The organism is Sphingomonas sp. (genome assembly GCF_035758555.1).
Classification (GTDB): Bacteria; Pseudomonadota; Alphaproteobacteria; order Sphingomonadales; family Sphingomonadaceae; genus Sphingomonas_B.
Window position 1 is genome coordinate 1 of the sequence record NZ_DASTXI010000039.1, and the last position, 24,154, is coordinate 24,154.

Genomic DNA, 24,154 nt, shown 5'->3' on the forward strand with positions numbered 1-24,154 from the left:
TTTCGGCGGGTGAGGGGGGCGAACCTTGCGTCTCTTCGTCGCTCGCATTGTCGTCTATCACCGGCTGATCCGCTGCGTTCTTTTCCCGATCCGGTCCCCCGCCGACCATCGGGCCTCTGTGAGACGTACCGCCCTCTTTCGGAATCACCTTACCGACGCTGTTTTCGTCCGCCATGCCGTCCTCCATTTCAAGGTGGAGAACGCCTCGACAGGAGCCCCGATCCTGCAGATGCGGCCAATGGTGCGGACGGCGGGACTCGAACCCGCACGCCCATGGGGCAGAAGATTTTAAGTCTCCAGCGTCTACCGGTTCCGCCACGTCCGCACGCGCGCGCTTGATCGGGGCGCGGCGGGGCGCGGTCAAGCCTGTTGCGGGAGCGCGCCTTGAGCCGCTACCGCAATGAAATGGATCCGATCATCCGCATTTCCGGGCTGACGAAGACGTATGAGTCCGGCCATCAGGCATTGAAGGCGGTCGATCTGGAGATCGGGCGCGGCGAAATCTTTGCGCTGCTGGGCCCGAACGGTGCGGGCAAGACGACGCTGATCAGCATCGTCTGCGGCATTGTCCGCCCCTCCGGCGGGACAGTGACGGTTGGCGGACACGATATCATCGGCGGCTACCGCGCGACGCGAGGCGCAATCGGGCTGGTGCCGCAGGAGTTGACCACCGACGCGTTCGAAACGGTCTGGGACACGGTCAGCTTCAGCCGCGGCCTGTTCGGCAAGCCGCGCAACCCGGCCGTCATCGAGCGGCTGCTGAAGCAGTTGTCGCTGTGGGACAAGCGCGCGACCAAGATCAAGGAACTGTCCGGCGGCATGAAGCGCCGGGTGATGATCGCCAAGGCGCTCAGCCATGAGCCGACCGTGCTGTTTCTCGACGAGCCGAGCGCCGGCGTCGATGTCGAGCTGCGCCGGGGCATGTGGGAAATGGTGCGGGAGCTGCGCGACCAGGGTGTCACGATCATCCTCACCACCCATTATATCGAGGAAGCCCAGGAAATGGCGGACCGCGTCGGCGTTATCAGCCATGGCGAGCTGATCCTGGTCGAGGAGACGGCCGCGCTGATGCAGAAGCTCGGCAAGCGTGAGCTGACGCTGAAGCTGGCCGAGCCGATGGCGGCGATCCCGTCCGAGCTGTCCGAATGGCCGCTGGAGCTGCGCGATGAAGGCAACGAGCTGCTCTATACCTTCGACGCCAATGCCGATCGCACCGGCATCGCGTCGCTGATCCGGCGGATGACCGACCTCGGCATCGGCTTCAAGGATCTGGCGACGCGGCAGAGTTCGCTGGAGGACATCTTTGTCCGGCTGGTGCACGAAGGGGCGGCGGCGTGACCGGCATCAACTGGCGCGGTGTATTCGCCATCTACAAATTCGAGATGCACCGTTTCGCGCGGACGCTGTGGACCGGGCTGGCGGTGCCGGTGATCACCACCTCGCTGTATTTCATCGTGTTCGGATCGGCGATCGGCTCGCGGATGAGCGAGATCGACGGCGTGCCCTACGGCGCCTTCATCGTGCCAGGGCTAATGATGCTGTCACTATTTACGGAAAGCATCTTCAACGCCTCCTTCGGCATCCACATGCCGCGCTTCACCGGGACGATCTATGAGATACTGTCGGCGCCTCTTAGCGCGTTCGAGACGGTGCTCGGCTATGTCGGCGCGGCGATGACCAAGTCGATGACGGTCGCGCTCGTGATCCTGCTGACGGCCAATCTGTTCGTGTCCGTCCGGATCGAGCACCCGCTGGCGATGATCGCCTTCCTGCTGCTGATCGCCGCGACCTTCTGCCTGTTCGGCTTCATCGTCGGCATCTGGGCCAAGGGCTTCGAGCAGCTGCAGGTGATCCCGCTGCTGGTGGTGACACCGATGACCTTCCTGGGCGGCGCCTTCTATTCGATCGACATGCTTGCCGAGCCGTGGCGAACGGTGACCCTGTTCAATCCGGTCGTCTATCTGATCAACGCCTTTCGCTGGACCTTCTACGGCACGTCGGACGTGGCGGTGGGCATCAGCTTCGCGATCACCCTGGCGATCTTCGTCGTCTGCCTGGCGGTCGTCGCCTGGATTTTCAGAACCGGTTACCGGCTGAAGAGCTGAGTCATGAAAAAGGCCGGAGCCCGAAGGCCCCGGCCGAACTGCAATCGAAGATATGGTTCAGGCGAGACGCGGCGTGGCACGACGCCGGCTGCGCAGTGCGCCGCCGACAAAGCCGAAGCCGCCGATCATCATCGCCCAGGTCGCCGGCTCCGGAACGCCCGCGCCCAGCTTCGCGTCGATGCTCAGCGACTGCGGTCCACCGGCCAAGCCGTCGACATCGAGTGTGAGGCGATAGGTGTCGTCGACGTTCGGGTTGAAGCCGACACCCGACAGGAAGGCAAAGCTGAGGCGCGCGCTGTTCTGCACGCTTCCGTTGGCCGATTCGTTGTCGTTGCCGACGAAGAACGGATCGTAGCTGACCGTCTGGGCGGTGCCGAGATTCCGGATCGTCAGCAGTGCGGTGATCGAGGCGCCGCCATTGTTGTCGATGCCCCAGTCGAAGCTCATCGGTTCGGTGCCGAGCGTGAAGCTGTACACATTGCCATCCGACGCCGGCGCGACCTCGAACGTCTTGTGCCAGCGCAGATAGAGCTGATCATTGTCGTCGGTGGTCAGCACGGCGGTGTTGGCAGGCGAATAGTCGTTGCCGTTGCCATAGAACCACGTGTCGGCCGGAGCTGAATTGTACGCGACGGAACTCGCCTGGCCTGCAGTGGCGACGCAGGCAAGGGTGGCGGCAAGCGCGATAGATACAGCTTTCATTGTAACCCCCTGTTCGTTTTGCACTCTACGGAGCGCGACTCGGAACATAGATTAATGACATCTTATTCAGCAAGGATAAAAGATACGCGCCGAGGGACTAAGGACCAGTGATTGTGCCATAATGGACTATTGTGCGGCGTGATTGTCCGACGAGTTGTTGCGCCGGTCCTAACCCGCAGTCACAAAGCTATCCATCACGCGCTTGCGCCCGGCCTGTTCGAAGTCGATTTCAAGCTTGTTGCCTTCGATTTCGGCGATCGTGCCATAGCCGAACTTCTGGTGGAAGACTCTCTGGCCCAATGAGAGGTCGCTGCGGCCCTTGTTGCCGAGGCTGACGGCGCTGGCGCGGGCTTCGACGACGCGTGAGGGGATGGTCTGGTAGCCGCCGACGGACGCGGCGCGTTGCCAGCCGGGGCCGCGGCCGGTGCCCCGTGCGATGCTCGCGAACGGGTCGGCGCGTTCGCTCCAGTTGGCGCGCCACAGGCTTTCACCGCCGGTCATGCTGGTTTCCTCCTCGATATGCGCCTTGGGCAATTCGCCCACGAAACGGGAGGGGATGGAGCTGGTCCATTGGCCGTAGATGCGGCGGTTGGCGGCGTGGAGGATGTAGGCGCGGCGGCGGGCGCGGGTGATCGCGACGTAAGCGAGGCGGCGTTCTTCTTCGAGGCTCGCATTGCCCCCTTCGTCCAGTGAGCGCTGCGACGGGAACACGCCCTCTTCCCAGCCGGCGAGGAAGACGGTGTCGAATTCAAGGCCCTTGGCGGCGTGGATCGTCATGATCGTCACCTGCGAGCCGGCGGCGCGCTCGTCATTGTCCATCACGAGGCTGACATGCTCCAGGAACGCGCCGAGGTTTTCATATTCCTCCATCGCGCGGACGAGCTCGTTCAGGTTCTCGAGCCGGCCCGCGGCGTCGGCGGAGCGGTCGGCCTGCCACATCGCCGTGTAGCCGCTCTCGTCGAGTAGCTGACGGGCAAGCTCCGGGTGCGGGAGCTGGCCGGCCATGTCCCGCCAGCGGGCGATGTCGCCGATCAGATTGCCGAGCGCGCGGCGCGCCTGCGGCGTCAGCTCGTCGGTGTCGAGGATTCGCGCGGCGGCGAGGGTCAGCGGGATGCCCTGGGCGCGGGCGAGCGCGTGGACTTTCGCCAGCGCCTTGTCGCCGAGCCCGCGCTTGGGCGTGTTGACGATCCGTTCAAAGGCGAGGTCGTCCGATGGCTGGTTGACGACGCGCAGATAGGCGAGCGCGTCGCGAATTTCCTGCCGCTCGTAGAAGCGGAAACCGCCGACGATCCGGTAAGGCAGGCCGATCGCGATGAACCGGTCCTCGAACTCGCGGGTCTGGAACTGGGCTCGGACGAGGATGGCGCAATCGTCGAGCTCGCCGCCCGACCGCTGGTGCGTCTCGATCAGCTCGCCGACGCGACGCGCTTCCTCGGGGCCGTCCCAGACGCCCAGCACGCGCACCTTCTCGCCTTCGCCGCGTTCGGTCCAAAGCGTCTTGCCGAGCCGGCCGGCATTCTCCGCGATCAGGCCGGAGGCGGCGCCGAGGATGTGAGGCGTGGAGCGGTAATTCTGTTCAAGCCGGATGATAACGGCGCCGGGGAAGTCCTTCTCGAACCGCAGGATGTTCGCGACCTCGGCGCCGCGCCACGAGTAGATCGACTGGTCGTCGTCGCCGACGCAGCAGATGTTCTTGCGCGCTTGGGCGAGCAGGCGCAGCCAAAGATATTGGCTGGCGTTCGTGTCCTGATATTCGTCGACCAGGATGTATTTGAAGCGGTTCTGGTAATGCTCGAGCACGTCGCGGTGCTGCTTTAGGATCACCAGCATGTGGAGCAGCAGGTCGCCGAAATCGCAGGCGTTCACGGCCTTCAGGCGGGCCTGATATTGCGCGTAGAGATCGGCGCCGCGGCCGTTCGCGAACAGTTCGGACTCGCCGGCATCCACGTCGGCAGGCGTCCAGCCGCGGTTCTTCCATTTGTCGATCAGGCCGGCGAGCTGGCGAGCGGGCCAGCGCTTTTCGTCGAGATCGGAAGCGGCGATCAGCTGCTTCAGCAGGCGGAGCTGATCGTCGGTGTCAAGGATCGTGAAATTGCTCTGCAGCCCGACGAGCTCGGCATGACGCCGGAGCATCTTCGCCGCGATCGAGTGGAAGGTGCCGAGCCAGGGTATACCCTCGACCGCATCGCCGACCATGCGGCCGATCCGCTCCCGCATCTCGCGCGCCGCCTTGTTGGTGAAGGTGACGGCGAGGATTTCGGATGGCCAGGCGCGCCGGGTGTAAACCAGATGAGCGAGGCGCGCGGTCAGCGCCGCAGTCTTGCCGGTGCCGGCGCCGGCGAGCACGAGCACCGGGCCTTCGGTGGTCAGCACGGCCTCGCGCTGCGGCGGGTTCAAACCGCGCAGATAGGGGGGCTCGTTCGGGTCGGCGATCGGGTGAGTCACCCGTGAACAGCTAGGGAACGAAGTCCTGAGCCGCAACCACTGCTTGGTCATTGCGAGAGAAGCGAAGCAATCCAGTGGGGCGGACGAGCCGCTTGGATTGCTTCGTCGCTACGCTCCTCGCAATGACGGGCGGAGGACGCGGAACGGTCTGCCGTCGATTGCGGCTAGGCCCAGCGCGATCAGGACCATGCCGGCATAATGGCGCGGCTCCAGCGCTTCGCCGAGGAACAGCGCCCCGAGCAGGATCGCAGTGACCGGGATCAGGAACGTGACCAGCAGCGCGTTGGTCGCGCCGGCGCTCGCGAGCAGGCGGAAATAGAGCCAGTAGGCAAAGCTGGTGCAGATCAGCGCGAACCCGGCGATCGCAGCCCAGGTGGCGGCGCTTGGCGGTGCGATCGTCCACGGCCGTTCGAGCGCGAGGCTGAAGGGAAGCAGCAACAGGCTTGCGCCGATCAGCTGGCCGGTGGCGACCGTCAGCGGAGGAATGCCGAGCGGCCGAAAGCGACGGGCATAGACGGCGGCGAAGGCGTAGCTGAGCGTCGCCGCCAGACACATCAGGATCGCGACTGCCTCGCCGCCCATCTGTGCGCCGGTGCCGATCATCACCGCCACGCCGCCGAAGCCGAGCAGCACGCCCACGATCTTCGTTGGCGTTGCGCGCTCGTCGCGGGTGAACAGATGCGCAACCAGCACGCCCCAGAGCGGCGTCGTCGCGTTCAGGATCGAGGCAAGGCCGCTCGCGATCCGCAGCTGCGCGAAGGCGTAGAGGACGAAGGGCAGGGCGTTGTTGAGAAGGCCCAGGATCAGGAACATGCCCCAGATGCGGGCATTCGTCGGCAGGCTCTCCCCCCGCAGGCGCAGGAATAGGAGTAGCGGGATCGCACCGAGCGCGACGCGCAGCAGCATGATCGTGATCGGCGGCAGCTCCTTCAGTGCAACCGCGAGGAAGAAGAAGGATCCACCCCACAGCACCGACAGGAACAGCAAGCTGCCCCAATCGCGTCCGCTCATGCCTTCGCTTTGCATCGGCGCGCCTTGGCACGGGCGCGGGCCCGGCGCCATCCCGCGGCTTGCGGTCAAAGCTTGCGGAGCAGGGTGAGCTTGGCTTTGCCGTGGGTGCGGACGGCATCCGCCTCGAAGCCCGGCAACTCGACGTCCTCGTTGAAGGCGGTCTCGATGCTGGCCCACGCACCGGGTTGGAGCGTGAGCCGCGGAAGAACCTTTTGGCCGAGGCCGGAACCATAAGGGGGATCGAGAAATACGACGTCGAACGGGCCGCCGACGAAGCCTTCGGCTGCCTGGGCGCGGATATCGATGCCCTGAGCACCCAGCTTTTCGATATTGGCCTTGAGCGCGGCGACGGCTTCCCTATCGCGTTCGACGAACGTGCAGTTGCGGGCGCCGCGGGATAGCGCTTCGAGGCCGAGCGCGCCGGTGCCGGCAAAGATATCGGCGACGCGCAAATCCTCGAAGCTGCCGATGCGCGAAGTGAGCATCGAGAACAGCGCCTCGCGCGTGCGGTCGGCGGTGGGGCGAGTGCCCGCGCCGGGCGGGGCGGCGAGCGAGCGCCCGCGCCAGCGGCCGGCGATGACCCTCATTTACTCCCTCTCCCCTTGGGAGAGGGAGGAGCCCGGCGCGAAGCGGTGGGCGGGTGAGGGTGGCGGGAGCCGGTCGCCTTAACCCCGCTCGACTTCGGCGAGTCGATCCTCTCCCGAGGGAAGAGGGTTTTCCGGAATACCACGAGGTCGTGCTGGCGGACTTCGTCGACCGCGCCGGCGGGCAGGTCGGCGAGGGCGAACGGGCCGTAGGCGGTGCGGATCAGACGGGAGACGCGCAGGCCGAGATGTTCCAGCACGCGCCGGACTTCCCGGTTCTTCCCCTCGGCCAGCGTGAGCTCGATCCAGACATTGGCGCCGGTGCGGCGTTCCAGGTTGGCGTCGATCGAGGCATAGCGGACGCCCTCGATCTCGATACCGTCGATCAGTTCCTCCAGCTGCGCCTGCGTCACATTGCCATAGGCACGCGCGCGGTAGGTGCGGGGGACGCCGGTGCTGGGGAGTTCCAGCGCACGCTTCAGCTCGCCGTCGGTGGTGAGCAGCAGGAGCCCTTCGGTGTTCAGGTCAAGCCGGCCGACGGGCATCAGCCGCGGAAGCCCTTTGGGCAGGCGGTCGTAGATGGTCGGGCGTCCTTTCGGATCGCGCTCGGTCGTCAGCAGCCCCGCCGGCTTGTGGTAGCGGAACAGGCGCGCGGGGGCGGGCGGCCTGACAGGCTTGCCGTCCACGGTGACGCCGTGCAGCGATTCGATCAGCGTCGCCGGAGTCTCGACGACAGTGCCGTCGATCGCGATTCGCCGGTCGGTAATCATCCGCTCGATCTCGCGCCGCGAGGCGACGCCGGCGCGCGCCAGCAGCTTTGCGATCCGTTGCTGTTCCCGTGACTTAGCGTGCGGCGCGGGCACTTCATCGCTCCCAAAATCTTTTCGCTGGCGGGCCACAAAAACCGAGGTGCATGCGTTATGGTTCATGGACCAGAGCGAGCGCGGACAGGGCGCGCTCAATGGCGGAGGAAACACGGGGCGGCAATGATGTTCGGTAAACGGGCCAGAAAGATGCAGCGGATCCTCATCGTCGAGGACGAGCCGCTGATCGCGTTCGATACCGAACATGTGCTGACCGAAGGCGGCTATCAGGTCGTCGGCACCGTCGATAGCGTCGAGGCGGCGCTGGAGGTGATCGCGTCCAAGAAGCTCGACCTGGCGCTGGTCGATCTTGGCCTGACCGACGGCGGCAACGGCGTCGAGGTCGCGGCAGCGGCCCGGCGCGCAGGGCTGCAGGTGCTGTTCGTGACCGGACGCTGCCCCAAGGGTGGCGAATCGCTTGGCATCGGTTGCCTGGAAAAACCCTTCACGCCGAAGGATTTGCGCGGCGCGATCGAAGCGATCGAGACGCTGCTCGCGCGCGGCAGCGTCAAGAAGGCGCCGCCGGGCCTGCACCTCTATGTGGACAACGCATCGGCAGCCTAGAGGCGCATGTCCACCTGGTCGTGGAAGGCGCGGATGCCGGTTTCGAGCGTGCCGAGCGTCAGCTGCTCGACGGCACCTGTCGAAAGGCCTTGCTGGCCGAGGGCGGCGGCGCGAAAATCCTCCGACCCGAACACCCCCTGATCGAGCAGCTGCCAGCTGCGTTGCCAATGCGACAGCGCCTTTTCGGTTTTCGGCGCCTCCGGGATCAGCATGAAATCCTCGACCAGCGTCCGGTCCACCGACTGCGGCATCAGCACCATCAGGTTCACATAATCGGGGCTGACGATCAGAATGCCGCCGGGAAAGATCTGATAGGCATAGGTGACGGCGGAGCGGAGCGCGGCCCAGTCGCTGCGGTCGAGTTCGGCAATTGCGGCGGCGCGGCCGACGGCAGAGCGCTGATGCGGGCCGACGCGGTCGCCGGCGGTGACGCCGTCCTGAAACATCGGGCCGATCGTCTCCGCATGCAGGCGCTGGACGTGATAGCTTTCGGAGAAAGCATCGACGATCAGCTTCCAGTTGGCAGGAACATCATGCGTGTTCCGCGCGAACAGGTGCTGGCCGGCGAGGTTGAACGCATCGAAATCGTGGCTGAGCGCTTCGGCTTCGGCAAAATCGGTCTGCCCATCGAATGCGAACCAGATCAGGCCGCCGGCCTCCAGGCTCGGCAATTCCTTCAGCCCGTGCGTGCTCTTGTCGAGGCCGGGGAAGGTGTCGGGGCGGGGCAGGCCGGACAGACGGCCGTCGAGCGTGTAGGACCAGGCGTGATAGGGGCAGATCAGGCGCGGCGCGCAGACCGGCTCGCCGCCCTCGACGAGGCGCGTGCCCCGGTGCTGGCATACGTTCAGGAACACATGCGCCTTGCCGGCCTTGTCGCGCGTCGCGAGCAGCGGCTTGCCGAAACCGTCGTGCGGGACCGCCATGTTCGGCTCCGGCAGCAGCGCGGAGGGGGCGATCACGTTGGGCATGCGCTCGAACAACGCCGTCCATTCGCGGTCGTGGCGCGCGGGATCGGTGTAGACCGAGGCGGGAACGGTGGTGATCGCCTCGCCGCGCTTGATCGAGCCGTCGGCGAGGTTTTCGGCGAGCGCCAGCTGGCCGGGCGTAGGCGTGAGCGCGTTCATGAAGGGGAGTGTGCGCCGAGTCGCGGCGAGGCTCAATAGCGGAGCGCGCGCTCGACCATCGGCCGGTCGATCATGCGCGAACGTCGCTGGCGAGCTGGTCGAGAAACTTGACCAGCGCCTTTTCCGGATCGCGTTCCTTGCCGCCCAGCACGGTGATGCCCCATTGGCCGAGCACCGCGTCGCGCACCGGATCGGGCCGGGCTGCGAAGACGAACGACGGCGGTCGGTCCTTGATCCGACCCGTATGGGCCCATGTCCGCCAGAGCTTGTGCAGCAGCAGCCGGATGTTCAGGTCCGACATCGAATAGCCGATGAACAGGATCGTGCGGCCGAGCGCGTCGGCCCGGAATCTGACGTCCAGCGGCGAATCGAAATTCAGCCGGTCGAAGTAATCCGTTTCGGCGAGGACCAGCGAATCGTCCGATTCGAAATCGCCGTGGAATTTGACGATCTGCGGACAGCCATTGCCGGCACGTGCAAGGTCGCGCGCATTGACGATCTTCACATAGCGGCGGCCGGCAAGCTGATAGGCGACTTCAAGATTATTGTCATAGTTGGTGGTGTAGAGGATCGGGAAATCGAGCTGGACGATCAGCTGGTGCAGCTTCGATTTCTCCACCTTGGCTTCGGACACGCTCCAGGTGCGATCCATCCAGCTGCGCAGTGCGCCGATGCTGCCCTGTTGCAGGCGGTAATATTCCGCGAGCATCTGGTAATCGGCGTCGCTGTCCTCCCCCGACAGCCCGAGCTCGCCGCGCATATGGTCGATCAGCTGCGACCAGGACGGAAGTCCGACGGCCATCGACAGCCCGGCGCCGGCGAACAGAACGCAACGACGATCCCGGACCGCCGCTACCAGCTCGGCATAGCCATGGCCTGCGGGGAGTTCTTCCATAGCCGTAACAAACGGCGGTGCGGGCGCGGCGTTCCGCTGCTGGTTGCGGGACAGCGCGGGCTCGGCTAACCGGCTCCGACCGCGCGCGGGCGTGGCGAAATTGGTAGACGCACGGCACTCAAAATGCCGCGGCTTCGGTCATGTCGGTTCGAGTCCGACCGCCCGCACCACAATCAGGTTTTGGCTTCGAGGTCCCTCAAGCGCGTGCGCAGCAGGCGCGGATTGCGGTCAAGGTCGCTCGCTGCCTTGATCTCGGCGCGGAGTTGATCGCGCTTTTCGTGAATCGACGCGATCACCGGGCCCATCGCCACGCCGAGATCGACAAGCACGGCCTCGGACAGCTGCAGCGAGCTTTCCAGCGCCTCCGGTACAGCGTCTGTTGCGCCGGCCCGGTAAAGCTCTGCCGCGTGGTAAATGTCGCGGGCGCGCGCGATGATCGTAAGGTCGGGGACCCAGCCGCGCACCCGGCGCGTGATATTCACGCTCAGCACCGGATCGTCCATCGTCAGAATGAGCGCGTCGGCGTGGCCGAGCCGGAGCCGGTCGATCACGCCCGCGCGCGACACGTCGCCGAAGATGACTTTGTATCCGTCGACTCGCGCTGCGGCGACGGCATCGATATCCGAATCAATCGCGACGAACTCCTTGCCATGGGCGCGAAGCATGTCGGCGACCAGCCGCCCGACCCGGCCGAAGCCGATAATCACCGTGCCAGGCCTGGCGATTTCGATCGGCTCGTCGGGGCCGATCTCCAGCCGTCGGCCCAGGTCGCGGCCGACCCGGGCGAGCAGCGGCGTCAGCGTCAGGCCGAGCGCGGTGACGATCTGCCAGAAACTGGCAGTGGAGGCACGGATCAGCCCGGCCTGCGCCGCGGCGCCAAGCACGATCAGCGTGGTTTCGGAAGGAGAGGCCATCAGCACGCCGGTCTGAATCGCGGCGCCGCGCCCGGAGCCCGCTAGCCGGAGAAGGATGGCAGTGACCGCAGTCTTGACGAGCATCACGCCGACGATCGCCATCAGCAGCGACGACCAATTGGCGACGACGGCGCTCAGATCGATGCTCATGCCTACGGTGATCAGGAACACACCGAGCGCGAGGCCACGAAAAGGCGCTGTGATCGATTCGACCTCGCCGCGATATTCGGTCTCCGCGATGCTGAGGCCGGCGATCAGCGCGCCCACGATCGGCGACAGGCCCACGGCGCTCGTTGCGAGGCTGGCGGCGATCACGGCAAGCAGGCTGGCGGCGAGGAACAGCTCCGGATTCTTGGCGCGGGCCGCTTGGGCGAACAGGCGCGGCATCAGGAAACGACCGGCGATCAGCAAGGCTGCAACAACGGCAAATCCCGCAGCGGCGGTCGTACCGAGATTGGCGAGGGCGGATTCGCCGCCTGTACCCGCCGCGCCAAGCAGGAAGATGATCGGCACCAGCGCCAGATCTTCGAACAGCAGCATCGCAAAAGCCGGCCTCCCGACCGGACCCTGCGTGCCGGTCATCGGCAGCACCAACGCTGTGGAGGAGAGGGCGAGCGCGAAGCCGAGGCCGAACGCGCCTGTCCAGGGTTGGCCGAGCGCCATCAGGGCAAGCCCGATCAGTACACCGGACAGCAGCAATTCGCTTGCACCGGCGCCGAACACCAGCGCGCGCATGTCCCACAGTCGGCGGAGCGACAATTCAAGCCCGATCGCGAACAGCAGCAGGATGATGCCGAGCTCGGCGAAGGGCTCGATCGCGTGCGGGTCGGTGATTGTCAGGTAGTAGAGCCAGCGATGCTCCGGAACGAGGCGGCCGAGCCCGAACGGCCCCGCCAGCGCGCCGACCAGGATAAAGCCGATCACCGGGTTGATCCGGAAGCGCGCGAATGCCGGGATCACGATGCCCGCCGCGCCGAGGATCACGAGCGCATCGGAGAAGCCGGTTGAGTTCAGTGCAAATGCCACTCTAGTCTCTTAAGCGGCAGGCGCGGCGCTTGTCAGCCGAAAGGAGCATGGCCGTGCATGATATCGTGATCGCCGGCGGCGGGCCGGCCGGGATGATGGCCGGGCTGCTGTTCGCGCGGGCAGGCGTGAAGACGCTGGTGCTGGAAAAGCACGCCGATTTCCTCCGCGATTTCAGGGGTGACACCGTCCACCCCTCGACGGTGGAGCTGATGGATGAACTGGGGCTGCTCGATGCCTTCCTGAAGCGACCGCACGACGAGGTGCAGACGCTGACCGTGCGCGTCGCCGACCGGCGGATCACCGTTGCGGATACCAGGCATCTGCCGGTCCGCTGCCCGTTCATCGCGCTGATGCCGCAATGGGACTTCCTCGACTTTCTGGCCGACGAGGCGCGCAAATATCCGACTTTTGCGCTGCGAATGGAGGCGGAGGCGACCGATTTGCTGCTGGACGGCGACCGGGTTGCCGGCGTGCGGCTGGCGAGCGGCGAGGAAGTGCGGGCATGGCTGACGATCGCCGCGGACGGCCGGCGATCGGTGCTGCGCGACAAGGCCGGGCTGCCGAAGCGCGATTTGGGTGCGCCGATCGACGTGCTGTGGTTCCGGCTGCCCAAGGGCCGGAGCAGCCAGAACCTGACCGGCGGCACGTTCGGCAAGGGCACGCTGGTCGTGCAGCTCGACCGCGGCGATTATTGGCAATGCGCCTATGTGGTCGCGAAGGACGGGGCGGATGCGCTGAAGGCCCGCGGGATCGAGGCGTTCCGGCGCGGGGTCGGCGAAGCGGCGCCCGAGCTGGCCGATGTCGTCGATACGCTGACAGATTGGGACCAGATCAAATTGCTGTCGGTGTCGCTCGACCGGCTGGAGCGATGGAGCCGGCCGGGGCTGCTCGCGATCGGCGACGCGGCGCACGCGATGTCGCCGGTCGGCGGGGTGGGGATCAACCTGGCGATCCAGGACGCGGTGGCGGCGGCGAACATCCTTGCGGCGCCGATGGCGAAGGGCGAGCCGGTCGACGCGCTGCTGCCGAAGGTCGAGGAACGGCGAATGCTGCCGGTTCGGGTGACGCAGGCGGCGCAGAAAGCGGTGCACGACCGGCTGCTGAAGCCGCTGATCGAGAGCAAGGCGGTGATCGACGCCGTGCCGTTCCCGCTGCGGCTGTTCGACTGGTTCCCGGTGCTGCGCCGGATCCCGGCGCGGCTGGTCGGCCTCGGCATCCGGCGAGAGCATGTGCGCTCGCCGGATGCGTTTGCCTCTTAGCTCCAGTTCGCCATCGCCGTTTCGAGGTTGGCGCGGATGGCTTCGAAGAATTGTTCGGTGGTCATCCAGGGCTGGTCGGGGCCGATCAGGATCGCGAGGTCCTTGGTCATTGCGCCACTCTCGACGGTCTGGATGCAGACGCGCTCCAGCGTCTCGGCGAAGCGGGTGACCTCGGGCGTATCGTCGAAGCGGCCGCGATATTTGAGGCCGCCGGTCCAGGCGAAGATCGAGGCGATCGGGTTGGTCGAGGTCGCCTTGCCCTGCTGATGCATGCGGTAGTGGCGCGTGACGGTGCCGTGCGCGGCCTCCGCCTCCACGGTCTTGCCGTCGGGCGAGAGCAGCACCGAGGTCATCAGCCCCAGCGAACCGAAGCCCTGCGCAACCGAATCCGACTGCACGTCGCCGTCATAATTCTTGCAGGCCCAGACGAATTTGCCGCTCCACTTCAGCGCCGAGGCGACCATGTCGTCGATCAGGCGATGCTCATAAACGATGCCAAGTTTCTCGAACTGGGGCTTGAATTCATTCTCGTAAACCTCGGCGAAGATGTCCTTGAAGCGGCCGTCATAGGCTTTCAGGATCGTGTTCTTGGTCGAGAGATAGACTGGCCATTCCCGCAACAGGCCGTAGTTCAAGGACGCGCGGGCGAAATCGCGGATCGAATCGTCGAGATTATACATGCCCATCGCGACGCCGGATGACGGGAATTGGAAGACCTCCTCGTCGATCAGCGTACCGTCCTCGCCTTCGAACACCATGCGCAGCTTGCCCGGACCGGGCACGCGGAAATCGGTCGCCTTGTACTGGTCGCCGAATGCATGGCGGCCCACGACGATCGGGTCGGTCCAGCCGGGGACGAGCCGCGGCACGTTTTTGATCACGATCGGTTCGCGGAAGACGACGCCGCCCAGGATGTTGCGGATCGTGCCGTTCGGCGACTTCCACATCTTCTTAAGGTCGAATTCCTTCACCCGCGCTTCGTCCGGGGTGATCGTGGCGCATTTCACGCCGACGCCGTGCTTCTTGATCGCGCGGGCGGATTCGACGGTGACGCGGTCTTCGGTCGCATCCCGGTTCTCGATGCCGAGATCGTAATATTCGAGGTTGATGTCGAGATAGGGCAGGATCAGGCGCTCGCGGATCCAGGCCCAGATGATCCGCGTCATCTCGTCGCCGTCGAGCTCGACGACGGGGTTCTTCACCTTGATCTTGGCCATTGCGTATTCGTCCCAGGAAGGTTTGATTTGGCGCTTTCCCTAGGCCAAGCGACCGGCCTGTCAACCGGAGCCCAAAGGAGCGGCCACGATGCCTCACTTCATCCTGACCTATGATCTTGCATCCGATTATCTGGAGCGGCGCGGGCAGTTCCGGGCCGAGCATCTGAAGCTTGCCTGGGAAGCGGCCGACAAGGGCGCGCTGCTGCTGGGCGGGGCGGTCGGCGACCCGCCGGAATCCGCGCAGCTGTTGTTCTCCGACGGCGCAGCGGCCGAAGCGTTCGCGAATGCCGATCCTTATGTCGCGCAGGGCTTGGTGAAGAAGTGGCGCGTGCGGCCTTGGGCGACGGTGGTGGGCAGGGATGCCGCGACGCCGGTGCGGCCCTGAGCGGAGCCAGGCGCCCGCTCGAACATTGTGTCGGGATCGGGTGCTGCTAAGGAGGCGCAATGGCATCGCTTGAAAAGCCGCCGGTCACGACGACGAACGTCAAGTGGCGCTGGCCCTCCGTCCACCCGGACGGCCGCAAATTCGTCCTGATCTCGGCGGTCGTGACGCTGATCTTCGCCTGGTTCGCGTGGGAGACGCTTGCCTGGCCGATGGCGGCGGTGACGATCTGGGTCGCGGCCTTCTTTCGCGACCCGATCCGCAGCGTGCCCCAAGGCGAGGGTTTGGTGATCGCGCCCGCCGACGGGCTGATCACGCTAATCCAGCAGGTGCCGCCGCCGCCTGAAATGACGGGCGAAAACGGGCTTGGCGACGCGCCGATGACGCGCGTGTCGATCTTCATGAGCGTGTTTGACGTCCACATAAACCGTGCGCCGATCGCCGGCACGGTCCGGCAGATCGCTTATATTTCGGGCAAGTTCCTCAACGCGGATCTCGACAAGGCGAGCGAGGACAATGAGCGCCAGCACATCCTCGTCGAAGGCGCGGACGGCGTGCGGATCGGGTTCACCCAGATCGCCGGCCTGGTCGCTCGGCGGATCGTTCCATTCGTCAAGGTCGGCGACACGGTCGGGCGCGGGCAGCGGATCGGCCTGATCCGCTTCGGCAGCCGCGTCGACGTCTACCTGCCTGCCGGCACGAGTCCGCGCGTCGCGCTCGGCCAGCGGACGATCGCGGGAGAGACGATCATCGCGAAGCTTAACGAGGCGGACGCGGGAATCGGTATCCCGCAATGATGCCCGACCAGCCCCGACGCGGCATTTCGCTGCGCGCCGTCGCGCCGAACGCGGTGACGGCACTGGCGCTGTGCATGGGGTTGTCGGGCGTGCGCTTCGCGGTCGGCGGCCAATGGGACCTGGCGGTCGCGTCGATCATCGTCGCGGGCGTGCTCGACGGCCTCGACGGCCGCATCGCGCGGCTGCTGAAGGGCGAGAGCCGGTTCGGGGCCGAGCTCGATTCGCTGTCCGACGTTATCGCGTTCGGCGTGTCGCCGGCGCTGATCCTCTATCTTTGGTCGCTGCAGGCGCTGCCGCGCTACGGCTGGCTGTTTGCGCTGGGCCATGCGGTCTGCTGCGCGCTGAGGCTTGCCCGGTTCAACGCGCAAATCGACGCGACCGAGCAGCCGCACAAATCGGCCGGTTTCCTGACCGGCGTGCCCGCGCCCGCGGGAGCCGGGCTCGCGCTGCTGCCGATCTATATCTGGCTCTGGTCGGGCGAGGAGTTGCTGCGCGAAGTCTGGATCGTCGCACCCTGGATGGCGTTGTGCGCTTTCCTGATGATCTCCAACGTTGCGACCTACAGCTGGTCGTCGCTGAGGCTCAGGCGGACGATCCGGCTGGAAGCGATCGCCGGCGTCGCGCTGCTGGGCGGGGCGCTGGTTACGGTGCCGTGGGAAACGCTGACTGTCGTCGCCGCGATCTACCTGGCGCTCATTCCGTTCAGCATCCGTTCCTATGCACGCGTCAGGCAGCGGCGCGCAGCGGCAGCGCGCGGCGCGATGCCGGAGCTTTCCACGCCCGCACCCTGATCCGCACCGGCGCGGTCGCCAGTGCGCGGGCATGGCCGAGTTCCTCTCCCGCCAGGATCGCCAGGACCCGTCCCGCTTCGTCCCGGAGCATGCGCACGACCAGAAGTGTCGCGCCGATCGCCGCGAAAGTGAAGAAAAACGCCGTGAACATCTGGGCCATCGGAACCTCCCTGAGGTCATGAGCGCCAACCGCCCGTGACTCTGTTGGTTCCTATGTTCCTGATTTGTTCCACCGCTGTCAAGCTTGCAAATGTTGCGGTTCGCCGCTAAGGGCCGCCGCATTCCACATGGAAGGCGCTCATACCGGTGTCCTGGACTCGTTCGGGATCACTGCCTTCCAGAGGTATAACCGGGTAAGGAGAACATCCTATGGCGGCTCCCACCGTCTCTCTGAATGCGCTCGTCGAAGCGGGCGCGCATTTCGGCCACCAGACGCATCGCTGGAATCCCAAGATGAAGCCGTACATCTACGGCGATCGGAACGGCGTGCACATCCTCGATCTGTCGCAGACCGTGCCGCTGTTCGCGCGCGCGCTGGACTTCATCAGCTCGACCGTCGCCGCGGGCGGCAAGGTGCTGTTCGTCGGCACCAAGCGCCAGGCGCAGGAGCCGATCGCCGAGGCTGCGCGTCGTTCCGGCCAGCATTTCGTCAACCACCGCTGGCTGGGCGGCATGCTCACCAACTGGAAGACGATCTCGAACTCGATCAAGCGCTTCAAGGCGCTGGAAGAGCAGCTTTCGGGCGACACGCACGGCCTCACCAAGAAGGAAGTGCTGCAGCTGACCCGTGAACGCGACAAGCTGGAGCTGTCGCTGGGCGGCATCCGCGACATGGGCGGCATCCCGGACGTGATGTTCGTGATCGACGCCAACAAGGAAGAGCTCGCGATCAAGGAAGCCAACACGCTGGGCATCCCGGTCGTCGCAATCCTCGATTCGAACGTGTCGCCGGACGGCATCGCCTTCCCGGTGCCGGGCAATGACGACGCCAGTCGCGCGATCCGCCTTTACGTCGATGCGGTCGCCCAGGCGGCGACCCGCGGTGGCCAGCAGGGCCAGGCGCAGCGCGGCGTCGACATCGGCGCGATGGCCGAACCGCCGGCCGAAGAAGCGCTGAACGAAGGCGAGCCGGCCGCGGAAGCTCCGGCATCAGAGGCTCCCGCAGCCGCATAAGCCATTCTCCCCTCCGGCTTCGGCTGGAGGGGACTTAGATTTCAAAGGAGCATGGACATGGCGGAAGTTACGGCCGCGATGGTGAAGGATCTGCGCGAGCGCTCGGGCGCCGGCATGATGGACTGCAAAAAGGCGCTGGCCGAAACCGGCGGCGACATCGAGGCCTCGATCGACTGGCTGCGCGCCAAGGGGCTCGCTTCGGCGGGCAAGAAAGCGGGTCGCACGGCCGCTGAGGGTCTGGTCGGCGTCGCGACCGCCGGCACCAAGGGCGTTGTCGTCGAGGTGAACTCGGAAACCGACTTCGTCGCCAAGAACGAGCAGTTCCAGGCGTTCGTCCGCGACGTGACCAAGTTGGCGCTCGACGCGGGCGACAACGTCGAGGCTCTGCTGTCGGCCAAGATGCCGTCGGGCAAGACCGTGCAGGAAGCGCTGACCGAGAATATCGCGACGATCGGCGAGAACCAGAATCTGCGCCGCGCCAAGGCTCTGAGCGTCGGGCAGGGCGCGGTTGTGTCCTATGTCCACAACGCTGCGGCTCCGGGCATGGGCAAGATCGGCGTGCTGGTCGCGCTGGAAGGCGATGCGCCGGCCGACAAGATCGAAGCACTGGGCAAGCAGCTGGCGATGCACATCGCCGCCGCCGCTCCGCTCGCGCTGACAGGCGACGGTATCGACCCGGCGATCATCGAGCGCGAAGCCGCGATCGCGAAGGAAAAGGCCGCCGACAAGATCGCCGGCAAGCCGCCCGAAGTGGTCGAAAAGATCGTCAAGGGTCCGGTCGACAAGTTCCGCAAGGAAAACGCGCTGCTGAGCCAGGCGTTCGTGATCGACGGCAAGACCCCGGTCGGCGACGTGGTCGCATCGGAGGCGAAGGCAGCCGGCGGCTCGATCGCGATCAAGGACTTCGTCCGCTTCCAGCTGGGCGAAGGCATCGAGAAGCAGCAGAGCGACTTCGCCGCCGAAGTCGCCGCGACCGCCGGCGTGAAAAAGTCCGAGCCGGTTGCTTGATCCTCCTCCCCTCCCTTTAGGGAGGGATCGGGGTGGGTAGCGAGCGATAGCGAGCGCAAACCTCCGCCGATGGAGTTTTGCTCGTCTTCGGCGATACCCACCCTAGCCCCTCCCTTGCAGGGAGGGGAATTGCTTGGTTAAGACACCCTGCCTTCTCCGATCGGAACCCGATGACCCGCCCTCGCTTCAACCGCATCCTCCTGAAGCTGTCCGGCGAGGTTCTGATGGGGGACGGGCATGCGATCGATCCCGCCGTCACCGCTCGCGTCGCGCTTGAGATCGCCGACGTGAAGGCGCAGGGCTATGAAGTGTGCGTCGTCGTCGGCGGCGGCAACATCTTCCGCGGCATTTCGGGCGCGGCGCGCGGCATGGATCGCGCGACCGGCGATTATATGGGCATGCTGGCGACGGTGATGAACGCGCTCGCGGTGCAGAACGCGCTTGAGCAGATCGGCGTCGACACCCGTGTACAGTCCGCGATCCCGATGTCGTCGGTGTGCGAGCCCTATATCCGCAGGCGGGCCGAGCGGCACCTGGAAAAGGGCCGGATCGTGATCTTCGCTGCCGGCGTCGGCAGCCCCTATTTCACGACCGATTCGGGCGCGGCGCTGCGCGCAGCCGAAATGAAGTGCGACGCACTGTTCAAGGGCACGTCGGTGGACGGCGTCTATGATGCCGATCCGAAAAAGGTCGCAACCGCAAGGCGTTTCGAGACAATCAGTTACGACCGTGTGCTCGCGGACAATCTGAAGGTGATGGACGCATCCGCGGTGGCCTTGTGCCGCGACAACAATATTCCGATCGTGGTTTTCAACATTCGCGAACAGGGTAATCTGGCGCGGGTGCTGGCCGGCGAAGGCGTCGCCACGATCGTGCAGAAGGAAGGGGAGTGATATGCCTGCATACAGTAAGAGCGACCTGGAGCGCCGGATGCATGGCGCGGTCGAGGCGCTGAAGCACGATCTGCAGGGCCTGCGCACGGGGCGCGCCTCCACGACTCTGCTCGAGCCGGTGCATGTCGAGGTTTACGGCGCCAACATGCCGCTGAACCAGGTGGCGACGATCTCGGCGCCCGAACCGCGGCTGCTGACGGTGCAGGTGTGGGACAAGTCCAATGTCGGCCCGGTCGACAAGGCGATCCGCTCCGCCGGCCTGGGTCTCAACCCGATCGCCGACGGCCAGACGCTCAGGCTGCCGATCCCCGACCTGACCGAAGAGCGCCGCAAGGAGTTGGCGAAGCTTGCTGGCCAATATGCGGAGAAGGCCAGGGTCGCTGCCCGTAACGTGCGGCGCGATGGCATGGACGCGCTGAAGACGGACGAAAAGAAGCACGAAATCAGCGAGGACGAGCGCAAGCGCCACGAGACAGACGTGCAGAAGCTGACCGACTCGACGATCGCGGAGATCGACGCCGCCACCCACGCCAAAGAGAAAGAAATCCTCGGCCAGTGATCCCGCTGAAGGCCAGCCCCGAACTCCTGCCCGTGGGCGGCGCCGGATCGCTGCCGCGCCACGTCGCGATCATCATGGACGGCAACGGCCGCTGGGCGAAAGCGCGCCGGCTGCCGCGCGCCGCCGGCCACCGTCGCGGCGTTGATGCCGTGCGCCGGATCGTCCGCAAGGCCGGCGAGATCGGGCTGGAAGTGCTGACGCTCTACGCCTTCTCGTCGGAGAATTGGCGGCGGCCGGCAGAGGAAATCTCCGACCTGATGGGGCTGCTCAGGCATTTCATCCGCGCCGACCTGAACGAGATCGCCGAAGCAGGCGTTCGCATCCGCGTGATCGGCGACTATCGCGCGCTGCAGGGCGATCTGGTCAGGCTGATCGACGATGCGATTGCCCGGACCGCTGCGAACACCGGCCTGACGCTGGTGATCGCGCTGAACTACGGATCGCAGAACGAAATCGCACGCGCGGCGCAACTGCTTGCCGAGCGTGCGCGGGCAGGGGAGATCGACCCTTCCGCGATCACCGCCGAGGCGATCGAAGCGGAACTCGACACGGGCGACATTCCCCCCGTTGACCTGCTGATCCGCACCTCCGGCGAACGGCGCCTGTCCAATTTCCTGCTGTGGCAGGCGGCCTATGCCGAGCTGCTGTTCGTCGATACGCTCTGGCCCGATTTCAACGAGGCCGAGCTGGTCCGGGCGCTCGACGACTTCTCGCGACGGGAACGCCGCTTCGGCGGATTATGAGCGCGGGCAAGAGCGGCGACCTGGCGGTCCGCACGGCAAGCGGCGTCGCGCTCATCGCGGTGGCTCTGGCCGCGCTGTGGGGTGGCGGCGTGTGGCTGTGGCTGCTGACCTCAGTCGCGGCGATGCTGATGCTCGCCGAATGGGGCGAGCTGGTGCAGCACGATCCCGCCCACAAGAGGCTCGCAATGTTTGCCGCCTGCGTGCCGCTCGCGATTTTGGCGCCGCCGCCGATCGCGGCAGGCGCCACCTTCTTCACGGTCGGACTGATCTTCGGCGCCGGCTTTTTCGTGGCGATCGCGACGCGCAAGGCACGGCTGGCCTTCGGCATTCCCTATGTCGCGTTTCCGGCGATCGCGCTGCTGTTCCTGCGGGATCAGCCAAATGGGCTTCTGCTCGCACTTTGGACGCTGGCGACAGTGTGGGTCACGGACATCGGCGCCTATTTTGCCGGCCGCAGCATCGGCGGTCCGAAGCTCGCGCCGACAGTCAGCCCGAACAAGACCTGGGCGGGCCTGATCGGCGGCGTCGTATCGGCGCTGATCCTCGGACTTTTGCTGTGGTGGTTTGCGGGCCTGCGGCTGCAGCTGGCGTTCGCGAGCCCGATCCTTGCGGTGATCGCGCAGATCGGCGATCTCTATGAAAGCTGGCTCAAGCGCCAGGCCGGAGTGAAGGACAGCGGCACCATCCTTCCCGGCCATGGCGGCGTGCTCGACCGGCTGGACGGGTTGGTGCCGGTCGCACCCGCGGCGGCTGCGCTGATCCTGGTGGACAGCCTGTTGTGAAACGGACCGTCAGCATCCTCGGCGCGACCGGATCAGTCGGCACGTCGACGCTCGACCTGATCGAGCGCGCGCCGGACCGGTTCGACGTGGTTGCGCTGACCGCGCGATCCGACGTCCGCAAGCTGGCGGAGATCGCACGCCGCACGCGCGCAAAGATGGCCGTCATTGCCGACGAAAGGCGCCTGCCCGAGCTGCGCGATGCGCTGAGCGGCACCGGCGTCGAAACCGCAGGAGGCGCACGCGCGATCGTCGAAGCGGCGGCAGCTGGCGCCGACTGGACGATGGCCGCGATCGTCGGCTGCGCCGGGCTTGAGCCAGTGATGGCCGCGGTCGAGCGCGGCGGCACCGTCGTGCTCGCCAACAAGGAACCACTGGTTTCCGCCGGCGAGCTGATTCTCGCCGCAGCTGCGGAGCACCGCGCAACGATTTTGCCCGCCGATTCCGAGCACAATGCGATCTTCCAATGCTTCGACTTCGCGCGGCCGGAGCGGGTGCGGCGGATCATCCTGACCGCGAGCGGCGGCCCGTTCCGCGACATGAGCCGGGCGGATATGGCCTCGGTCACGCCCGAACAGGCGGTCGCGCACCCGGTCTGGTCGATGGGCGCGAAAATCTCGGTCGATTCGGCGACGCTGATGAACAAGGGGCTGGAGCTGATCGAGGCGGCGCGGCTGTTCCCCGTCGCAGCGGAGCGGATCGAGATCATTCTGCATCGCCAGTCAGTGATCCATTCGCTGGTCGAATATGTCGACGGGTCGGTGCTGGCGCAGCTGGGCTCGCCCGACATGCGCACGCCAATCGCGCATACGCTTGCCTGGCCCGACCGGATGGAGACGCCGGTCGCGCCGCTCGACCTTGCCACGATCGGGCGGCTCGACTTCGCGGCTCCCGATCCGGAGCGTTTTCCGGCGCTGCGGCTGGCCCGGGAAGCACTGGCGGCCGGCGGCGCGCGGCCGGCGGTGCTGAACGCTGCGAACGAAGTGGCAGTCGGCGCGTTTCTGGACCGGCGCATCGCCTTCCTCGATATCGCCGCAATTGTCGAGCAGACGATGGAACGCTATGACCCGGCGGCGCCCGTCGCGATCGAGGACGTGATCGCGATCGACCGCGAAGCCCGGCACAAGGCCGCTGAGGCGATGAAGGTGTTCGTCGATTGAACAATGCTCCCGGTCTGCTGCTGACTATCCTTGCCTTTCTGGCCGTGATCGGACCGCTCGTGTTCGTGCACGAGCTGGGCCATTATCTTGTCGGCCGCTGGTTCGGCGTGAAGGCGGAGGCGTTCTCGATCGGCTTCGGCCGCGAGATTTTCGGTTTCACCGACCGGCTCGGCACGCGCTGGAAATTCGGCTGGTTGCCGCTCGGCGGCTATGTCCGCTTTGCCGGAGATATGAACCCTGCAAGCCAGCCCGATCCGGCCTGGATGCTGCTGCCGGCTGAGGAGCGCAACCGCACGTTCCAGTCCAAGTCCGTCGGCCGGCGCGCGCTGATCGTCGCGGCGGGACCGGTCACCAATTTCATCTTCGCAATCCTGATCATCGCCGGCTTCAACCTGATCCAGGGCCAACCGAGCACGTCGCCGATCGCCGGCCGGGTCGTGCCGGGCTCGGTCGCCGAACGGGCGGGCTTCGAATCCGGCGACATCGTCAAGCGGATCGACGGACGCCCGATTGCGACCTTCGCCGAGCTGACCGCCTATGTGCGCGGCCATCCGGGCACGCCCATCGAAGTGGAGGTGGCGCGCGGAGCCGACGAGGTTGCGATCCGGGTGACGCCCGGCGCGCTGCCCGCGCTCGACGAGAAGGGCAAGCCGATCAAGATGGGCGTGCTCGGTATCGAAGGGCGGCTGGAGCCGATCGGACCGCTGACGGCGCTGCGGCTGGGCACAGAGCAAAGCTGGCGCATCGTCACGATGATGGCCGACGGACTGGGCCAGATCCTGACCGGCAGCCGATCGGCCAAGGAGCTTGGCGGACCGCTTGCGATTGCGCGCTTTTCGGGCGAGGCAGCGAGCGCCGGCCCCGGCACCTTCGCTTATTTCGTCGCGCTGATCTCGATTAATCTCGGATTCATCAACCTGTTGCCAGTCCCTATGCTGGATGGCGGACATTTGCTTTTCTATGGACTCGAGGCAGTGCGGCGGAAGCCGGTGGCGCCTCAGGTGCAGGAATGGGCATTTCGTTCGGGACTGCTGCTCCTGCTGGGGCTGATGCTGTTTGCGACGTTCAACGATTTGTCTGCGATCGGCCTGTGGCGCGGCCTTAGCGGGTTGATCGGCTGAGCGGCATCGGGCAGGGCGCGAGCGACTTTTCCGCAATCC

General features: G+C 66.0%; 25 protein-coding genes and 2 tRNA genes. 16 read left to right on the forward strand and 11 right to left on the reverse strand.

What is annotated here, in order from left to right:
- Positions 1 to 239: 239 nt before the first annotated feature.
- Positions 240 to 325: transfer RNA gene (locus VFT73_RS02075), tRNA-Leu, on the reverse strand.
- 80 nt (positions 326 to 405) lie between these two features.
- Here VFT73_RS02075 and VFT73_RS02080 point away from each other — a divergent pair.
- Positions 406 to 1,338 (forward strand): ABC transporter ATP-binding protein, encoded by a 933-nt coding sequence (locus tag VFT73_RS02080; RefSeq protein WP_326408515.1) that lies wholly within the window; start codon positions 406 to 408, stop codon positions 1,336 to 1,338.
- Positions 1,335 to 2,105: an ABC transporter permease gene (locus tag VFT73_RS02085; protein WP_326408482.1), complete on the forward strand. Its 771-nt coding sequence runs from the start codon at positions 1,335 to 1,337 to the stop codon at positions 2,103 to 2,105. The genes VFT73_RS02080 and VFT73_RS02085 overlap by 4 nt, the downstream gene beginning before the upstream one ends.
- Positions 2,106 to 2,162: 57 nt before the next feature.
- On the opposite strand, the gene VFT73_RS02090 is transcribed toward VFT73_RS02085, so the two are convergent.
- The 5 genes from VFT73_RS02090 to VFT73_RS15265 all read right to left on the reverse strand — a co-directional run bounded on the left by VFT73_RS02090 (position 2,163) and on the right by VFT73_RS15265 (position 7,917).
- A complete protein-coding gene (locus VFT73_RS02090; protein WP_326408484.1) occupies positions 2,163 to 2,807 on the reverse strand; it encodes a PEPxxWA-CTERM sorting domain-containing protein in 645 nt (214 codons plus the stop codon).
- 168 nt (positions 2,808 to 2,975) lie between these two features.
- Entirely contained in the window at positions 2,976 to 5,252 is a 2,277-nt protein-coding gene (locus tag VFT73_RS02095; RefSeq protein ID WP_326408485.1) for an ATP-dependent helicase, read from the reverse strand.
- A gap of 108 nt (positions 5,253 to 5,360) precedes the next feature.
- Positions 5,361 to 6,263 carry a DMT family transporter gene (locus tag VFT73_RS02100; RefSeq protein WP_326408486.1) on the reverse strand — a complete coding sequence of 301 codons (903 nt, stop codon included), beginning with the start codon at positions 6,261 to 6,263 and terminating at the stop codon, positions 5,361 to 5,363.
- Positions 6,264 to 6,328: 65 nt separating this feature from the next.
- Positions 6,329 to 6,850: a 16S rRNA (guanine(966)-N(2))-methyltransferase RsmD gene (rsmD, locus tag VFT73_RS02105; protein WP_326408487.1), complete on the reverse strand. Its 522-nt coding sequence runs from the start codon at positions 6,848 to 6,850 to the stop codon at positions 6,329 to 6,331.
- Positions 6,847 to 7,917, reverse strand: a complete 1,071-nt coding sequence (locus VFT73_RS15265) for a pseudouridine synthase (RefSeq protein ID WP_326408489.1) — start codon at positions 7,915 to 7,917, stop codon at positions 6,847 to 6,849. The genes rsmD and VFT73_RS15265 overlap by 4 nt, the downstream gene beginning before the upstream one ends.
- Here VFT73_RS15265 and VFT73_RS02115 point away from each other — a divergent pair.
- Complete coding sequence (locus tag VFT73_RS02115) at positions 7,861 to 8,274, forward strand: response regulator (RefSeq protein WP_326408490.1); 414 nt, start codon at positions 7,861 to 7,863, stop codon at positions 8,272 to 8,274. The two genes, VFT73_RS15265 and VFT73_RS02115, sit on opposite strands and share 57 nt — an antisense overlap.
- Here the strand turns inward: VFT73_RS02115 and VFT73_RS02120 are convergent.
- Both VFT73_RS02120 and VFT73_RS02125 read right to left on the reverse strand, forming a co-directional pair.
- On the reverse strand, positions 8,271 to 9,398 hold the full coding sequence (locus tag VFT73_RS02120; RefSeq protein WP_326408491.1) for an aromatic ring-hydroxylating dioxygenase subunit alpha: 1,128 nt from the start codon (positions 9,396 to 9,398) through the stop codon (positions 8,271 to 8,273). The genes VFT73_RS02115 and VFT73_RS02120 overlap by 4 nt on opposite strands.
- Positions 9,399 to 9,468: 70 nt before the next feature.
- The gene (locus VFT73_RS02125) at positions 9,469 to 10,293 is read right to left on the reverse strand and encodes an SIR2 family NAD-dependent protein deacylase (protein ID WP_326408492.1); all 825 of its coding nucleotides are present in this window, start codon (positions 10,291 to 10,293) and stop codon (positions 9,469 to 9,471) included.
- Positions 10,294 to 10,378: 85 nt separating this feature from the next.
- Between VFT73_RS02125 and VFT73_RS02130 the strand changes: the two genes are divergently transcribed.
- Positions 10,379 to 10,463, forward strand: a tRNA-Leu gene (locus VFT73_RS02130).
- 3 nt (positions 10,464 to 10,466) lie between these two features.
- On the opposite strand, the gene VFT73_RS02135 is transcribed toward VFT73_RS02130, so the two are convergent.
- Positions 10,467 to 12,233 (reverse strand): cation:proton antiporter, encoded by a 1,767-nt coding sequence (locus VFT73_RS02135; protein WP_326408493.1) that lies wholly within the window; start codon positions 12,231 to 12,233, stop codon positions 10,467 to 10,469.
- A gap of 47 nt (positions 12,234 to 12,280) precedes the next feature.
- Between VFT73_RS02135 and VFT73_RS02140 the strand changes: the two genes are divergently transcribed.
- Positions 12,281 to 13,492, forward strand: a complete 1,212-nt coding sequence (locus VFT73_RS02140; RefSeq protein ID WP_326408494.1) for an FAD-dependent oxidoreductase — start codon at positions 12,281 to 12,283, stop codon at positions 13,490 to 13,492.
- Here VFT73_RS02140 and VFT73_RS02145 read toward each other — a convergent pair.
- Positions 13,489 to 14,709 carry an NADP-dependent isocitrate dehydrogenase gene (locus tag VFT73_RS02145; RefSeq protein ID WP_326408495.1) on the reverse strand — a complete coding sequence of 407 codons (1,221 nt, stop codon included), beginning with the start codon at positions 14,707 to 14,709 and terminating at the stop codon, positions 13,489 to 13,491. The two genes, VFT73_RS02140 and VFT73_RS02145, sit on opposite strands and share 4 nt — an antisense overlap.
- Before the next feature lie 88 nt (positions 14,710 to 14,797).
- On the opposite strand from VFT73_RS02145, the gene VFT73_RS02150 reads away from it, so the two are divergent.
- Genes VFT73_RS02150 through VFT73_RS02160 form a run of 3 tightly spaced genes read left to right on the forward strand, consistent with a single transcriptional unit; the run spans position 14,798 to position 16,679 of the window.
- The gene (locus VFT73_RS02150) at positions 14,798 to 15,094 is read left to right on the forward strand and encodes a YciI-like protein (protein ID WP_326408496.1); all 297 of its coding nucleotides are present in this window, start codon (positions 14,798 to 14,800) and stop codon (positions 15,092 to 15,094) included.
- A 59-nt stretch (positions 15,095 to 15,153) separates the two neighbouring features.
- Positions 15,154 to 15,888: a phosphatidylserine decarboxylase gene (locus VFT73_RS02155; RefSeq protein ID WP_326408497.1), complete on the forward strand. Its 735-nt coding sequence runs from the start codon at positions 15,154 to 15,156 to the stop codon at positions 15,886 to 15,888.
- Positions 15,888 to 16,679: a phosphatidylcholine/phosphatidylserine synthase gene (locus tag VFT73_RS02160; RefSeq protein WP_326408498.1), complete on the forward strand. Its 792-nt coding sequence runs from the start codon at positions 15,888 to 15,890 to the stop codon at positions 16,677 to 16,679. The genes VFT73_RS02155 and VFT73_RS02160 overlap by 1 nt, the downstream gene beginning before the upstream one ends.
- On the opposite strand, the gene VFT73_RS02165 is transcribed toward VFT73_RS02160, so the two are convergent.
- Complete coding sequence (locus tag VFT73_RS02165) at positions 16,615 to 16,839, reverse strand: hypothetical protein (protein ID WP_326408499.1); 225 nt, start codon at positions 16,837 to 16,839, stop codon at positions 16,615 to 16,617. The two genes, VFT73_RS02160 and VFT73_RS02165, sit on opposite strands and share 65 nt — an antisense overlap.
- 209 nt (positions 16,840 to 17,048) lie before the next feature.
- Between VFT73_RS02165 and rpsB the strand changes: the two genes are divergently transcribed.
- From rpsB to rseP, 8 genes are all read left to right on the forward strand, one after another.
- Positions 17,049 to 17,852 carry a 30S ribosomal protein S2 gene (gene rpsB, locus VFT73_RS02170; RefSeq protein WP_326408500.1) on the forward strand — a complete coding sequence of 268 codons (804 nt, stop codon included), beginning with the start codon at positions 17,049 to 17,051 and terminating at the stop codon, positions 17,850 to 17,852.
- 57 nt (positions 17,853 to 17,909) lie between these two features.
- The gene (tsf, locus tag VFT73_RS02175) at positions 17,910 to 18,860 is read left to right on the forward strand and encodes a translation elongation factor Ts (protein WP_326408501.1); all 951 of its coding nucleotides are present in this window, start codon (positions 17,910 to 17,912) and stop codon (positions 18,858 to 18,860) included.
- 170 nt (positions 18,861 to 19,030) lie between these two features.
- Positions 19,031 to 19,753 carry a UMP kinase gene (gene pyrH / locus VFT73_RS02180; protein ID WP_326408502.1) on the forward strand — a complete coding sequence of 241 codons (723 nt, stop codon included), beginning with the start codon at positions 19,031 to 19,033 and terminating at the stop codon, positions 19,751 to 19,753.
- A gap of 1 nt (position 19,754) precedes the next feature.
- The gene (frr, locus tag VFT73_RS02185) at positions 19,755 to 20,312 is read left to right on the forward strand and encodes a ribosome recycling factor (RefSeq protein ID WP_326408503.1); all 558 of its coding nucleotides are present in this window, start codon (positions 19,755 to 19,757) and stop codon (positions 20,310 to 20,312) included.
- A gap of 74 nt (positions 20,313 to 20,386) precedes the next feature.
- Positions 20,387 to 21,055: an isoprenyl transferase gene (locus tag VFT73_RS02190; RefSeq protein WP_326408516.1), complete on the forward strand. Its 669-nt coding sequence runs from the start codon at positions 20,387 to 20,389 to the stop codon at positions 21,053 to 21,055.
- Positions 21,052 to 21,837 (forward strand): phosphatidate cytidylyltransferase, encoded by a 786-nt coding sequence (locus VFT73_RS02195; protein WP_326408504.1) that lies wholly within the window; start codon positions 21,052 to 21,054, stop codon positions 21,835 to 21,837. Before VFT73_RS02190 ends, VFT73_RS02195 begins: the two co-directional genes overlap by 4 nt.
- Positions 21,834 to 22,994, forward strand: coding sequence for a 1-deoxy-D-xylulose-5-phosphate reductoisomerase (locus VFT73_RS02200; protein ID WP_326408505.1), 1,161 nt, complete (start codon positions 21,834 to 21,836; stop codon positions 22,992 to 22,994). Before VFT73_RS02195 ends, VFT73_RS02200 begins: the two co-directional genes overlap by 4 nt.
- Positions 22,991 to 24,115: an RIP metalloprotease RseP gene (gene rseP / locus VFT73_RS02205; protein WP_326408506.1), complete on the forward strand. Its 1,125-nt coding sequence runs from the start codon at positions 22,991 to 22,993 to the stop codon at positions 24,113 to 24,115. The genes VFT73_RS02200 and rseP overlap by 4 nt, the downstream gene beginning before the upstream one ends.
- The last annotated feature ends 39 nt before the right edge of the window (positions 24,116 to 24,154 follow it).

Bases quoted from the DNA above. Each gene is read 5' to 3' on its own strand.
- VFT73_RS02195 (WP_326408504.1), top strand. From the start codon at position 21,052: ATGAGCGCGGGCAAGAGCGGCGACCTGGCGGTCCGCACGGCAAGCGGC.
- VFT73_RS02165 (WP_326408499.1), bottom strand. From the start codon at position 16,839: ATGGCCCAGATGTTCACGGCGTTTTTCTTCACTTTCGCGGCGATCGGC.
- VFT73_RS02155 (WP_326408497.1), top strand. From the start codon at position 15,154: ATGGCATCGCTTGAAAAGCCGCCGGTCACGACGACGAACGTCAAGTGG.
- pyrH (WP_326408502.1), top strand. From the start codon at position 19,031: ATGACCCGCCCTCGCTTCAACCGCATCCTCCTGAAGCTGTCCGGCGAG.
- VFT73_RS15265 (WP_326408489.1), bottom strand. From the start codon at position 7,917: ATGTTCGGTATCGAACGCGATCAGCGGCTCGTCCTCGACGATGAGGAT.
- VFT73_RS02115 (WP_326408490.1), top strand. From the start codon at position 7,861: ATGCAGCGGATCCTCATCGTCGAGGACGAGCCGCTGATCGCGTTCGAT.
- VFT73_RS02150 (WP_326408496.1), top strand. From the start codon at position 14,798: ATGCCTCACTTCATCCTGACCTATGATCTTGCATCCGATTATCTGGAG.
- VFT73_RS02140 (WP_326408494.1), top strand. From the start codon at position 12,281: ATGGCCGTGCATGATATCGTGATCGCCGGCGGCGGGCCGGCCGGGATG.
- rpsB (WP_326408500.1), top strand. From the start codon at position 17,049: ATGGCGGCTCCCACCGTCTCTCTGAATGCGCTCGTCGAAGCGGGCGCG.
- VFT73_RS02125 (WP_326408492.1), bottom strand. From the start codon at position 10,293: ATGGAAGAACTCCCCGCAGGCCATGGCTATGCCGAGCTGGTAGCGGCG.
- VFT73_RS02190 (WP_326408516.1), top strand. From the start codon at position 20,387: ATGGACGGCAACGGCCGCTGGGCGAAAGCGCGCCGGCTGCCGCGCGCC.
- VFT73_RS02120 (WP_326408491.1), bottom strand. From the start codon at position 9,398: ATGAACGCGCTCACGCCTACGCCCGGCCAGCTGGCGCTCGCCGAAAAC.
- frr (WP_326408503.1), top strand. From the start codon at position 19,755: ATGCCTGCATACAGTAAGAGCGACCTGGAGCGCCGGATGCATGGCGCG.
- VFT73_RS02145 (WP_326408495.1), bottom strand. From the start codon at position 14,709: ATGGCCAAGATCAAGGTGAAGAACCCCGTCGTCGAGCTCGACGGCGAC.
- VFT73_RS02100 (WP_326408486.1), bottom strand. From the start codon at position 6,263: ATGAGCGGACGCGATTGGGGCAGCTTGCTGTTCCTGTCGGTGCTGTGG.
- tsf (WP_326408501.1), top strand. From the start codon at position 17,910: ATGGCGGAAGTTACGGCCGCGATGGTGAAGGATCTGCGCGAGCGCTCG.
- VFT73_RS02160 (WP_326408498.1), top strand. From the start codon at position 15,888: ATGCCCGACCAGCCCCGACGCGGCATTTCGCTGCGCGCCGTCGCGCCG.
- VFT73_RS02080 (WP_326408515.1), top strand. From the start codon at position 406: ATGGATCCGATCATCCGCATTTCCGGGCTGACGAAGACGTATGAGTCC.
- rsmD (WP_326408487.1), bottom strand. From the start codon at position 6,850: ATGAGGGTCATCGCCGGCCGCTGGCGCGGGCGCTCGCTCGCCGCCCCG.
- VFT73_RS02090 (WP_326408484.1), bottom strand. From the start codon at position 2,807: ATGAAAGCTGTATCTATCGCGCTTGCCGCCACCCTTGCCTGCGTCGCC.